The organism is Spirosoma sp. 209 (genome assembly GCF_002006735.1).
GTDB classification, from domain to species: Bacteria; Bacteroidota; Bacteroidia; order Cytophagales; family Spirosomataceae; genus Spirosoma; species Spirosoma sordidisoli.
In genome coordinates this window covers 309,626-321,730 of record NZ_MVEC01000005.1, presented here as the reverse complement: position 1 = coordinate 321,730, position 12,105 = coordinate 309,626, and the positions used below count along the sequence as shown (strand labels likewise).

At 56.0% G+C, this 12,105-nt stretch carries 11 protein-coding genes and 2 CRISPR repeat arrays; of the genes, 2 read left to right on the top strand and 9 right to left on the bottom strand.

From position 1 onward, the window contains the following. A partial coding sequence (locus B1C80_RS11110; RefSeq protein WP_139361635.1) for a transposase occupies window positions 1-396 on the top strand: 396 nt, incomplete at its 5' end. Window positions 397-595: 199 nt separating this feature from the next. Then, complete coding sequence (locus B1C80_RS11105) at window positions 596-826, top strand: Kazal-type serine protease inhibitor domain-containing protein (protein WP_077921151.1); 231 nt, start codon at window positions 596-598, stop codon at window positions 824-826. Between the two features lie 43 nt (window positions 827-869). Continuing rightward, window positions 870-1,576: a CRISPR direct-repeat array (repeat unit 37 nt; unit sequence GTTTCAATCCTTCTTTAACTGGATCAACCTTTCGAAG). Window positions 1,577-1,668: 92 nt separating this feature from the next. Beyond that, window positions 1,669-2,448: direct repeats of the CRISPR family, unit length 37 nt; unit sequence GTTTCAATCCTTCTTTAACTGGATCAACCTTTCGAAG. A gap of 300 nt (window positions 2,449-2,748) precedes the next feature. Here the strand turns inward: B1C80_RS11105 and B1C80_RS11100 are convergent. The 9 genes from B1C80_RS11100 to B1C80_RS11060 form a co-directional block, all read right to left on the bottom strand. Then, window positions 2,749-5,625: a TonB-dependent receptor gene (locus B1C80_RS11100; RefSeq protein ID WP_077921150.1), complete on the bottom strand. Its 2,877-nt coding sequence runs from the start codon at window positions 5,623-5,625 to the stop codon at window positions 2,749-2,751. Between the two features lie 67 nt (window positions 5,626-5,692). Further along, entirely contained in the window at window positions 5,693-6,082 is a 390-nt protein-coding gene (locus B1C80_RS11095) for a hypothetical protein (protein ID WP_077921149.1), read from the bottom strand. 168 nt (window positions 6,083-6,250) lie between these two features. After that, window positions 6,251-6,772: a Spy/CpxP family protein refolding chaperone gene (locus B1C80_RS11090; protein ID WP_077921148.1), complete on the bottom strand. Its 522-nt coding sequence runs from the start codon at window positions 6,770-6,772 to the stop codon at window positions 6,251-6,253. Beyond that, window positions 6,765-7,136: a hypothetical protein gene (locus B1C80_RS28695; RefSeq protein WP_236648716.1), complete on the bottom strand. Its 372-nt coding sequence runs from the start codon at window positions 7,134-7,136 to the stop codon at window positions 6,765-6,767. The genes B1C80_RS11090 and B1C80_RS28695 overlap by 8 nt, the downstream gene beginning before the upstream one ends. Then, window positions 7,133-7,711 carry an RNA polymerase sigma factor gene (locus B1C80_RS11080; protein WP_077921147.1) on the bottom strand — a complete coding sequence of 193 codons (579 nt, stop codon included), beginning with the start codon at window positions 7,709-7,711 and terminating at the stop codon, window positions 7,133-7,135. Before B1C80_RS11080 ends, B1C80_RS28695 begins: the two co-directional genes overlap by 4 nt. 167 nt (window positions 7,712-7,878) lie before the next feature. Continuing rightward, complete coding sequence (locus B1C80_RS11075) at window positions 7,879-8,898, bottom strand: sensor histidine kinase (protein ID WP_077921146.1); 1,020 nt, start codon at window positions 8,896-8,898, stop codon at window positions 7,879-7,881. Then, window positions 8,870-9,571 (bottom strand): ABC transporter ATP-binding protein, encoded by a 702-nt coding sequence (locus B1C80_RS11070; RefSeq protein WP_077921145.1) that lies wholly within the window; start codon window positions 9,569-9,571, stop codon window positions 8,870-8,872. The genes B1C80_RS11075 and B1C80_RS11070 overlap by 29 nt, the downstream gene beginning before the upstream one ends. A 108-nt stretch (window positions 9,572-9,679) precedes the next feature. Further along, window positions 9,680-10,930: an FtsX-like permease family protein gene (locus B1C80_RS11065; protein WP_077921144.1), complete on the bottom strand. Its 1,251-nt coding sequence runs from the start codon at window positions 10,928-10,930 to the stop codon at window positions 9,680-9,682. A gap of 73 nt (window positions 10,931-11,003) precedes the next feature. Next, window positions 11,004-12,098, bottom strand: a complete 1,095-nt coding sequence (locus tag B1C80_RS11060; protein WP_077921143.1) for an efflux RND transporter periplasmic adaptor subunit — start codon at window positions 12,096-12,098, stop codon at window positions 11,004-11,006. Between the last annotated feature and the right edge of the window lie 7 nt (window positions 12,099-12,105).

Here is a 12,105-nt window from a genome sequence, read left to right as displayed (position 1 = left end):
TTTCATCTACTGACATCGATCGTTGGTATCGGCGTGGTTACGGCAACGGGTCTTATTTTGGCTACCCATGCCTTTACAGACGGCAAGACAGCTAAACAGTTCGCTTGTTATGCGGGCGTAGCCCCGTTTCCTTATCAATCCGGTAGCAGCATCCGTGGCAAAACACGCGTATCGCCCATGGCCGACAAGCACATGAAAACATTACTTCACTTATCGGCCATGACCGCTATTCGAGCCAAGGGAGAACTACGGGATTACTATCAGCGGAAGGTCGGTGAGGGTAAGAATAAGATGGCCGTTCTCAACGCCGTTCGCAATAAGTTGATAGGGCGGGCCTATGCGGTAGTAAGCAAGAACCAAGAATATGACAAAACCTATGCGTATTCACTTGCTTAAACCATAGAAATCTCTTAGGCCGGGCTGCCGTCGCGGGGCTGGGAGTGAAAGAGCTCTCTCACTCGAGCCAGGTAAAGTCGGCTACTACCTTTCTCCGACAACTCTGAAGCACGGCTGGCAGCATCATCACTAAAAAATAACGCCAACTACAACCCTTTTGGTTAGTTATGGATCATTACTCAAAAAATGCTGTAACTGTATGAAAACGTTCTTCACGGTATTTGTGCTGCTGGCTGGATTTGGCTGTGAATCCCGAACCGTAGTGGTAGAGGCTGATTGCGTAGAAAAAATCAACCCGGATATTGGTTGCACCATGCAGTACGACCCGGTTTGCGGCTGCAACGGTAAAACCTATGGCAATGCCTGTGTGGCTATGGCGTCGGGGATTCGGACCGTTGCAAAAGGGGAGTGCCCGGGCACTGGAAACTAATCGAAGAGCGTATGTTGGTCAACGTGCCTGGTCAGGTGAACGCGTTTCAATCCTTCTTTAACTGGATCAACCTTTCGAAGTCGAGGGTATGCCCATGATCGGGCTAAGTAACTACCTGTTTCAATCCTTCTTTAACTGGATCAACCTTTCGAAGATTTGTGCACGACGAGCTTAGCCAGGGCCACGTTCTGTTTCAATCCTTCTTTAACTGGATCAACCTTTCGAAGATTTGTGCACGACGAGCTTAGCCAGGGCCACGTTCTGTTTCAATCCTTCTTTAACTGGATCAACCTTTCGAAGGGCAACCATCACGACTGTTCCGGCGACGGACACCATGCGTTTCAATCCTTCTTTAACTGGATCAACCTTTCGAAGTGCGCTTACCCTTGCCCTTATACCCCGCTGCGAGGTCTTGTTTCAATCCTTCTTTAACTGGATCAACCTTTCGAAGCCGTCGTGTCGATACTCGCACTTTCCAGGTCAGCGTTGGTTTCAATCCTTCTTTAACTGGATCAACCTTTCGAAGCGGGGCGTATTCAGGGCAATACGGGACAGGGAGGGGCTAGTTTCAATCCTTCTTTAACTGGATCAACCTTTCGAAGCAGGCTACGATAGTTACTTCTTCGAGGTAAGAATTGACGTTTCAATCCTTCTTTAACTGGATCAACCTTTCGAAGATTTGTGCACGACGAGCTTAGCCAGGGCCACGTTCTGTTTCAATCCTTCTTTAACTGGATCAACCTTTCGAAGATTTGTGCACGACGAGCTTAGCCAGGGCCACGTTCTGTTTCAATCCTTCTTTAAAAGGCGTATTCAGGGCAATACGGGACAGGGAGGGGCTAGTTTCAATCCTTCTTTAACTGGATCAACCTTTCGAAGCAGGCTACGATAGTTACTTCTTCGAGGTAAGAATTGACGTTTCAATCCTTCTTTAACTGGATCAACCTTTCGAAGACCTGCTGAGTCGCAATCCGCTCGACAAGTTCCGACCGTTTCAATCCTTCTTTAACTGGATCAACCTTTCGAAGCGGGGCGTGGAAAGCTAGCGGCATTACCCGCGTCTACGGTTTCAATCCTTCTTTAACTGGATCAACCTTTCGAAGGCCGAGCGGTACGTACCAGCGGGTAGCGTGTGATCGGTTTCAATCCTTCTTTAACTGGATCAACCTTTCGAAGATGTCCGTATCACAGACGTAGGTATGCGTCGCGAGGTGTTTCAATCCTTCTTTAACTGGATCAACCTTTCGAAGCACCAGCCTGTTCGAGTACCGTCTGGTACGCCTGAAGTTTCAATCCTTCTTTAACTGGATCAACCTTTCGAAGGGTGCGGATGGGTGGTATTGTGGGTCGAAAGGTTCAGATTTGTTTCAATCCTTCTTTAACTGGATCAACCTTTCGAAGTATGGCCAGCTGGCCCAGCCCCATATCGCCAGATGGCGTTTCAATCCTTCTTTAACTGGATCAACCTTTCGAAGCGATACGTCAGGTTGGGCGAGCCGGGGAAAGTATTGGTTTCAATCCTTCTTTAACTGGATCAACCTTTCGAAGCATAATTGACCAGTAAGGTGGTGCCAGCGATGATGATGTTTCAATCCTTCTTTAACTGGATCAACCTTTCGAAGTCGTTTGGGTGCATAAATAATTCATTGTCAGGGAGGTATGCCTGATTTGCTGGTTGTTTTTTTACCCCTTTCAATACGTCAAAGACCATTGTTGATCGACATTTTTATCTACTTTTCCGTACGCGTAAAAAGCTGAAAATAAGGCAGATGGCGCATGTTTTGCCGGGCCTGCCAATAGATTGGTGCCCGGCAGTGGTCTGCCAACCTGGGTTAGTACCCAGCCTGCAAGTTACCCAATGGGCGCTTGTCTCCATGACCTTTGCCTAAATACACACTGTTGACCACACAGCCCGTTCCGGCTCAGGATTTGAACTGGCGGAGGTTGTAGGTGAATGTCAGCATGAAATACCGGTTCAGCACCAGCGAGCGGTTATCTTCCAGGTAGGTCTCCGAAAAGGTCCGGCTGATGCTGTTGTTCTGATTAAGCAGGTCGAAGACCGACAGCTTCAGCTCGCCGTTCTGACTCTTGAACAACCGTTGGGCAAGGCTGGCGTTCCAGAGCGCAAACTGCTGGTTAAACCCGCCCGACAAACCGGCATATTGCTGGTAATTGATATCCGACCGCACCACCAGCCCCTTCCATGGATTCCAGGTCAGGTTGCCACCGGCGGTCTGGGTCGTGAAATTGTTGTTCAGCTGGGGTTGCAGCGTATTGACCACTTTGTTGTACCCATACGAGTAGGAGAGGGTAAAGTCAATTTTCTCGCTGATGTTGCTGCTCAGTACGAGTCCCTGACTGAAGGCGTAGGTGTTGGCCCGGTTCACCTCGTTGTTGATCAGGCTGGGGGTTTTGTTATAACTCAGCGAGGTATTCAGGTTGAGGTTGCTTTTCATGAACGTCAGCGGTGTCCCATACGAAAAGAAGGTTCTCAGGTTCAGCGCGTCTTCTGTATTAACGGGGCGGGTCAGCTGCGTACCTTTTTGCAGAAACACGCCCTGACCCGTTGACGAGACAACCCCCGGCACAAACCGCGACGTATCGGCAATGAACAGCGACGACCCGATGGGGTTCTGGGTATAATTCAGGTTCACCAGCGCCACGAGGCTGTTGGCTTTCGACACCGACGTTTTCGTAAAGCGCGTCATCAGCATGTGGCTGTAGCTCTGGTCAAGATCGGGGTTACCGATGGTCTGGAGCAGGGGGTTGGTGTTGTTCAGCACATTCTGCAGCTGATTGATGCTGGGCGCCTGCGTACTGGTTCGGTAGGTGAAGCGCAGCCGCAGGTCGTCGGTAAAGCGGTAGTCGGCCGTAACGGTGGGCAGCAGGTTGGTGAAGTCGCGCGTGACCCGGTCTACCCGCGGAAAGAGCTGGTCGCTGATGAGGTCGGCCCGTTGCAGGTTCAGCGCGGCCGACAGTCGCCATGTTTTGGTATTCAGGTTGTAGCCAACGCCCGCCCGCTGGGTCAGGTAGTCGTTATCGAAGCGGTTACTGAGCAGTGAGTCGAGGGCGTCGTACCGTTCCGACAGCGGGTTGAGCCGGTAGGTGAACCGGTCGGCGTTGCTGTGGTTAAGGCCGGCGTTATAGGATAGCTGCAAAATACCCTGTCCCAGCGGCTCGGTATAGTTGAGCCCGGCCGAGAGCTGGTAGCTGTTGGAGCGGGTGTTGGTTTGCTGATTAATAACCTGCCGTACGGTATCGACCTCGAAAAATTCGTTCAGCGAAGAGAGGTTGCTAAGCCCCGTACGGTCGTTGAAGGTGGTGCCCAGATTCACCGAGAAAGTCCGACCCCGTTTCTCGAAGCGGTGGCGGAACAGCAGGGAGTTGTTGAACGAGTAGCCCTGGTTCCGGGACGAGAACAGGTTTTCGGACTGGTTGAGTAGCCCGGCCCCGAGTCGGGTTTCGCTGTTGGTGGCTGAGCCCGACTCGTTGGTCTGAAAGCTGAGCCGGGGTGTTAGCAGCAGAGAGTTCTTTTTGTCGAAGGTGTATTCGAGCCGGAAATTGAGCCGGTGGTTGAGGTTCATGCCGTTGTCGGCCGACTGCTCCCGGTAGGTCTGGGTCGAGTCGCCGGTGGTCTGGTAATATTCCCGCAGCGACGACTGCTCGTTCCGGTTGCGGCTCTGGTTCAGAAAATAACTCCCCCGAACGGTCAGTTTAGGACCCCAGCTGTCGCTGTAGTTGATACCGAGTGAGTTGGTTGTGTTGATGCCGCTTTGCTGACCCACCAGGAAGTTGTCGGTGCTGCCGCCGTTGCCGGGATTACCACCTCCGCCACCCCGCCCCCCCCGGCCGCCACCGGCGCGTCCACCTCCGCCCCGCTGACCACCCCCGCTGCCCAGCACGCCCAGCAGATCCTGACTCGAGAAGTTCTGCTGGTTCACGTTGTTGGTCTGCCCGATGATGGAGATGCGCCGGTCGCCTTTGAACAAATTTACGCTTCCTCCGGCTGCGTAGGTCGCATCGGTACCCGCCACGGGCGTGCCCAGGCCGGCATATACTTTACCAAACTGCCCGTTTCGGCGGTCGGGCCGGGTAACGATATTGATGGTCTTGAGCGTATTACCGTCATTGACTCCCGTAAACTGCGACTGATCGCTGAGCCGGTCGAACACCTCAATTTTGTCGATGACCTCGGCGGGGAGGTTCCGGAGCGCAATGGCCGGGTCGTCGCCGAAAAAGGGTTTACCGTCTACGAGGATTTCGCGCACGTCTTCGCCCTGTACTTTGATGCCTCCACCACTCAGATCGACTCCCGGCAGTTTGCGCACCAGGTCTTCGGCCTGGGCATCGCGGTTTACCTTGAAGGCATTGGCGTTGAACTGGATGGTGTCTCCTTTTTGCTCGGCGGAAACCGTCTTGCCTTTTACCACCACTTCGTTCAGCTGGCGGGCGGTTTCGCGCAGCTGGATCGTTGGCAGCTGAATCCGCCCCGAGTCGATGCGTACGGTCTCAAACGTGGGCGTAAACCCCACAAACGAAGCCTGGAGCCGGTACGAACCGGCCGGCAGATTGTCGAAGGTGAAGCGTCCGGAGAGATCGGTAACGACCCCGCGCCGGAGGGCACTGTCGGGCTGACTGGCGAGCTGAACGGTTACGCCGATCAGCGGTTCGCCTTTGGTGTCGGTAACCGAACCGTCGACCGAGCCGACCGACTGGCCGTGGGCAACCGAAGCCAGTAGCCAGAGAACGAACAGGCAGCCACCAAACCGGGCCGCACGATACAGGGGGAAGATGTTCATAACGTCGAAAGAAAAAGGGCGGAGTCAGACGACTCCGCCCGTGTGGATATGCTGCTGAACAGGATGCTTAGGAGCGGTTGGGACGGCGACCCGCCCCGCGTCCGTTACGAACCGGCATCTCGCGGTTTTCAACGATCTCGCCTTTGCTATCGACAATCAGGAGCCGCCGGGGTTTGTCGGTCTCTGCCAGTACAACATAAAACCTGCCCTCCTTGCTTTTGGCAATGCGCTTCATGTCCGCATTGGGATAGGTTTGTTTAACGAACGGGGCTACCGTGGCGGGTAGCTCGGCTGCAGTTACCGGCTCCATCTGGCGGAACCGGCCGCCGGGACCCCGGGTACTATCCTGTTGGGTGCGGGCCTGCTGGCCATCACGCCCGTGCCGGCGTTGCTGGGCGGTGGCGTCAGATAAATAGAACAGGAATACGAATACGGTGGCAATGAGTGTTTTTTGCATGGGTGTTTATTGGATTTGTTGTTATCTATTCAGTCATCGTTCAGATGCCTTTCGTACCCTTAGGCCCCGGTACGCAGCTGAACTTGCGGTCCGGCTCAACTTTTTTTTTGCGTGACCCGCTCCGACCCGCGTCTGCCCGCACTCCCGACACTCGGCAGGGCGACTGACTCAGCGAATCGAATCTGACGGTGGCCGGGTTTCGGTACGCCCGTCGCGGTTGCTCCGGCGGGAGCGGGGCATCCGGAAAGCGCGTTCGGGTAGTTTGCTCATGAGCTGGTTGAGCAACGTCCGCTGATCGGGCGTGCAGATAGCCGCAATCCGGTCAAAATGGGCCAGGGTCAGGAGGTCAATGTCGATGGCCTGTTTATGGAAGGCATGCAGCCGGTCGCGACGCTGGACCTCGGTCAGCGAGGAGTCGGTTAGCCGGAAATACGCGCGCCGGGCCTGCCGCAGGGTCTGTACCCGGGGTTTCATCTGCTGAAAATACGTGCGTTGCAGGGCCGTGAGCTGCTGCCGCTGCCCGGGCGAAAACCGTAGGGTGTCGGCCAGGAAGGTGCGTTCGCGGAGCCGGTTGCCCCGAACGTCGGGGCGGGCAGGCCGTAGCCAAAGCCAGCTGAGCAGGCCGATGTTGAGCAACACCAGCGCCACAACCAGGCCCGTAAGTAGACGGATGCGCCGTTGATCATTCATAAGCAATCGTAATCGGGTCTATGTCGTAGTCGTCCAGGATGGGATCGGTATCGGCCGTGGCCTGGTCAGGCCTGTTTGGTTCAGACAAGGCCAGGTCTGGCCCCGCCGGTTCTTCGGTGATCCAGTTCGACCGGATCACTGCGCCAGCGTTCAGCACAATCAGCAGACTCAGGGCCGCATAGGCGTAGGCCGGGCGACGAAGCCACCACGGCAGCCAGCCAGCCGACTCGCCAGACTGGGCCAGCCGGGCCTGCAAACGGGTATAGAAAAAGGGGCGGGGTTCGGGCAGGGAACGTTTTCCCCAGCGCTGGAAGTCGGTTTCCCAGTCGTCTGACCCGGCTGGTTTCTTCGTTGAATCGTTCATGAGTTCCTGTAAGGGGTTAATCGTTTCCGGAGGGTCTGGCGCGCCCGAAACAGCAGCGACTCGACGGCCGAAACCGAGGTCTGCATCACGGCCGCAATCTCCTGATACGACAGTTCTTCCTGATAATGCAGCGTGAACGCTATCTGCTGCGACTCGGCCAGCTGCTGCACGGCCCGGTTGATGAGCCCGGTGCGTTCGCGGTCTTCGAGGCTGGTTTCGGGTGTCTGAAAGTCGGGTGGGTCGTAGGTGGCCGACTCGTCGGGACCGAACAGACTGGTCAGAAACGCGAATCGTTTTTTGCGCTTCCGATCCCGCTCTTTCTTCAGCGCCCGCGACGTCGTGAGCCGGTAAAGCCAGGTCGACAGGCTGGCCTCCCCGCGAAATTGCCCCACTGTTCGGTATACTTCTTCAAAAACTTCCTGGGCAACATCTTCGGCTTCTTCGGGCGTTGGAACGATGGCCAGGGCCGTGCGAAAGACCCGGGTCTGGTAGGTGTCTACCAGCCAGCGGAAGGTGGGTTCGTCGCCCTTCCGAAGGAGTTCGAGTCGGTGTAGCTCATCGGCCTGTTCGTTCACTAGCGCACGGTTGTTTCTGATTCAGGTCCCGAATCACGGCTAAACTTGCGGTCGGTGGCAAAAAAGTTTTCCGACTGACCCCAAAGCGCCAAAAGGATGGATGCATAAAGCTACCCATCCCCGGCTTATGGCCTGGACATATAAGAACCATAGTGTGGTCGGAATACTCAGCCTACCAGCGGAACCCGCACCCGAAACTGGTTGTCGGCGTCCTGTACCTCAACCGGTTTAGGCGTCAGAAACTGATAGAGCAGGGTCAGGTTCTGAAGCCCCAGCCCGTTGGAGGTGCCGATCTGCTTTTTACGCTGGACCGGATTCGAAACCGTCAGGTACTCGTGATCGGTCGTGATCAGTACCGGTAGCGGCTGGGCTTCGCTGATGACGTTGTGCTTGATGGCGTTTTCGATCAGGATCTGGAGCGTAACAGGCACGATCAGTCGCTCGGTATCGTCGGGCTCGATCTGGCAGCGGATCGACAGGGTGCCGTCGAAACGGGTTTGCAGGAGTGATACGTAGTTTTTGATGAACCCCAGCTCGGTCTCCAGCGGCACCAGCTCCCGGTCTTTGTGCTGCAACACGTACCGGAACACCCGGGAGAGCTGCTGCAGAAACCGCCGGGCCAGCGCCGGATCGTCGTCGATCAGGTTATCAAGCGACGACAGGCTGTTGAAGAGAAAATGGGGGTTCAGCTGATTCCGGAGGTTGTCGTACTGGACCTGCGCTTTCTCTTTTTCGAGTTGGGCGGCCCGGAGCTGGTCGGCCTGCCAGCGCTGAAACAGCTGGTTGGCAATAAACCCCAGGCTGATGACGACGTTGGCCAGAAAGATGCCGACGCCCAGCGCCATGAGAGTCAGTCGGTTGAAGGACTCCGACAGCGACGGAACAATGCGGTGAACCACCAGCATACTACAGATGATCAGCACGGTTTTGACTACCGACCAGCTGCCGATCAGCTGAATAACGATACGTTTGGTTACGCTACGCTCGAACGGAAAACGCCCGTTCAGCCAGTGGTTGAATACGTAATGAAAGATCCAGACGGCGTTCAGCATTATCATCGTGACGATAAACAACAGGGCCTGCTGCCACCATCGGATATCGGGCAGTACCCAGTACCGCACCGCGATGCCCATGATCGAGATGTAGAGAAACGCCAGTTCAATGCGTTTGTCGATGTGAATTTTCATGCCCGCTGATGATTTTGCCGTCGCTCATTTCAATGATGCGGTCAGTGCCTGCCGCAAAATCGGGGTCGTGCGTAACGGTGATGATGGTTTGCCCCTTAGCCGCCAGCTCCTGGAAGATACGGAACACGTTCTCGGAATTGGCCCGGTCTAGGTTCCCGGTCGGTTCGTCGCCCATGATGATGGTCGGGTCGTTGATGAGGGCACGGGCAATCGCTACCCGCTGCTGTTGCCCGCCCGAGAGTTTGCTGGCCGGTTTGCGGGCATAGTCGGCCATACCGATCAGGCGCAGTTTTTCCATGGCTCGCTCTTCGATTTCTTTCTCGGGATACCGGCCCAGTTTGAGTCCTGGTAACATAACGTTTTGCAGGGCCGAAAATTCGGGGAGCAGAAAGTGAAACTGGAAGACAAACCCCAGGTGCTCGTTGCGGAACTGGGCCAGGAAGTTCTGACTCCGGCCGGTCAGGGTCGTACCGGCCATGTCGATCTCCCCGTCGTAGTCGGTGTCCATCGTCGAGAGCAGATACAGCAGAGTGCTTTTCCCACAGCCCGACTTGCCCACTATAGACAGAAATTCGCCCGTCTGCACCTCAAACGTGACGTCTTTCAGCACCTGAAATGTATCAGGATCATAAAAAAACTTGTTCAAATGCCGAGCCGAAAGAACCGTAGACATTTTTTGAGTGATGAGTGATGAGTGATGAGTGATGAATGATGAATGATGAGTGATGCGCGTAGATGACCCGTAAGAACTCATCGCTCATCACTCATCACTCGAAAAAAGCTATCCTCGTAATATCGAGACCGGGTCTACCTGGGCGGCTTTGCGGGACGGGAAATACCCCGCCAGCACCGTCGTGATGATCCCGAACAGCAGGCCCAGGCCGTAGTACGTACCGTCGAAAATGACCGGGAAGGTTTTGATGCTCAGGAAATCACCCGCGTCGAAGGGCGTAATCGAGAGCAGATAACTCAGCCCGAAACCGATGGCCAGCCCCAGGAGGCCGCCCGTAAATCCGATGAACACGGCCTGTAACAGAAAGATAGCGACTACATCGCGCCCGTCGAAGCCGGTGGCTTTGAGGATGGCGATGTCCTTGATTTTGTTGATGACGGTCATGTTCATGATGTTATAGATGCCGAACCCGGCCACGACGAGCAGCGTGATGGACACCACGTAGGTGAGCATATTCCGGATCTTTTCGCCGGCCAGGATGGCGGTGTTGGCCGTGGCCCAGTCTTCGGTGTAGTAGCCGTAAACAGCCCGTATCTTCTGACCGAAGGGAAGCGCCTGCAGCGGGTCGAACATCTTGACGTGAATGTCGGTGATGTAGCTGGGGTCGCGCTGGAGAATCTCCTGCACCGTAGCCAGGTTGGCGTAACTCTTGGTATTGTCGACCGTGCCGACGCCGAACCCGAAGGTGCCCACCACGCGCAGAATCCGGGTGCTGCCGGTGGGGGTCGTTACCGTGACCTTGTCGCCGATCCGAACGTTTAGCTTGCGGGCCAGTACCGTTCCCATGATCAGGCCGTCGGGGTTGGTTTTCAGGGTGTTGAGATTGCCCGACTTAAGCCGTGTTGTCAGTTTGTACAGCCGGTTCTCGCGGTCGATGTCTACGCCCGAGATGGTGCCGGAGAGCTGAATGGGGCCGTTGTTGTAGAAGGCCTGGGTCGCTACCTGGGGCGATACCCCCAGCACCCCCGCTTCGCGCCCGATGCGTTCGGCAATCTGAAGTCCGTTCTTGAGTCGCGCCGATTCGTCTTTCGGCTTCTGGTGGTAGACCACGTTGAACCCGCCGGGTTTCTGTTCGTCGATCAGGCTCGGGCGCTGCGTGTTCACCTCGTTATAGACCCGGATGTGCGGGCTGGCGTCGAGTGCCGAATCTTCCAGAAACTGGTTGACACCCTGCATGAACGAGATCATGGTGATGAACATGGCAATGCCGAAGGTCACGCCGAGCATGGCAACCAGTGTCTGGCGTTTCTTGGCCAGCAAATGCGTCCGGGCAATCTGAGCCGCTATGTTGATGTTCATGGGAACGAGAAATTGAGTGATTGAGTGAATGGGTGATTGAGTGTGAACTACTGAAAACCACGCAATCGCTCACTTAGTCAACCGAAATCAGTTTGGAAGCCTCCGTCAGGCCGCTTTTTACCTCAACCAGGTCGAAGTTTTCGGCGCCTTTCCGGAAGCGTACTTTCTGCCGGTTACCACCCTGCTCGATCCAGACGCTGTCGGATCCAACGACGTAGGATTTCGGAATGGTCAGCACGCGCCGGTTCTGGCTGATGATGATGTTGGCTTCGACCGTCAGGCCGTAATAGGACGCGGGGCTGGCATCGGTAAATTCAGCGTCGACCCGAAACGACTGATCGGAGCGGTTCAGCTTCGGATAGATTTTGGCGATGCGCGCCCTGAACACTTTGTCGGGATACACGTCGGCCTTCAGCATGACCGTCTGCCCAACCCGTATCCGGCCAAAGTCGCTCTCGTCGACGGCCAGCTGAGCGTACAATTGGTGGCTGCTGCCTACCAGGGCCAGCTGATCACCCACCCGCACTACCTCGCCGGGATCTTTGTAGACTTCGTACACCTTGCCATCCACAAAACTGCGGACCCGCGTGCTCCGGCCTGCCTCTTCCGAAGATACCAGCTGACTGCGGTTGTTTTCAACATCGACCTGAATCTGATTACGGCTCCGCTGGAGGGTGTTCAGCTGCGCCCGCAGGTTGTTGCGGGCCAGGGTGTAGTTCAGCTCGGCCCGCTCCAGCTCGGCGCGGGAGGTGGCATTCTGGGCATACAGCTCCCGGAAGCGGCTGTAGTTGACCGAGTCGTTGGCCAGTCGGGTGCGAGCGTTCCGGACCTGAGCTTCCAGTTCGGCCAGTACCGGCGAGTTGGCGCCCAGGTTGGCCCGTGCCTGCCGGTAGGCGCTGGCAGCCGCCCGCTGACGCGCATCTTCGGCCGCGCTTTCGAGCACAAACAGCAACTGGTTCCGGCGGATGGTATCGCCTTCGTTGATTAGCCGCTGCTGCAACAGGCCCGTGGCGTCGGCCGTGACGGTATACTCATTTCGTGGGTAGATGCTGCCCGAAGCGTAGACCGCTTCGGTGAGGTCGCGGTAGGTGGGTGACACCCCCTCGCTGCCCCGGTTGCAGGCAGACAATATGCCCAGGAGGCCTAACAGGTATGGAGTCGTTTTCATGTGTGCA

What these genes read in the sequence shown, in the direction of transcription:
- B1C80_RS28695 (WP_236648716.1), bottom strand. Translation starts at nt 7,136, where the DNA reads ATGAACGATTCAACGAAGAAACCAGCCGGGTCAGACGACTGGGAAACC.
- B1C80_RS11105 (WP_077921151.1), top strand. Translation starts at nt 596, where the DNA reads ATGAAAACGTTCTTCACGGTATTTGTGCTGCTGGCTGGATTTGGCTGT.
- B1C80_RS11100 (WP_077921150.1), bottom strand. Translation starts at nt 5,625, where the DNA reads ATGAACATCTTCCCCCTGTATCGTGCGGCCCGGTTTGGTGGCTGCCTG.
- B1C80_RS11070 (WP_077921145.1), bottom strand. Translation starts at nt 9,571, where the DNA reads ATGTCTACGGTTCTTTCGGCTCGGCATTTGAACAAGTTTTTTTATGAT.
- B1C80_RS11060 (WP_077921143.1), bottom strand. Translation starts at nt 12,098, where the DNA reads ATGAAAACGACTCCATACCTGTTAGGCCTCCTGGGCATATTGTCTGCC.
- B1C80_RS11075 (WP_077921146.1), bottom strand. Translation starts at nt 8,898, where the DNA reads ATGAAAATTCACATCGACAAACGCATTGAACTGGCGTTTCTCTACATC.
- B1C80_RS11090 (WP_077921148.1), bottom strand. Translation starts at nt 6,772, where the DNA reads ATGAATGATCAACGGCGCATCCGTCTACTTACGGGCCTGGTTGTGGCG.
- B1C80_RS11095 (WP_077921149.1), bottom strand. Translation starts at nt 6,082, where the DNA reads ATGCAAAAAACACTCATTGCCACCGTATTCGTATTCCTGTTCTATTTA.
- B1C80_RS11065 (WP_077921144.1), bottom strand. Translation starts at nt 10,930, where the DNA reads ATGAACATCAACATAGCGGCTCAGATTGCCCGGACGCATTTGCTGGCC.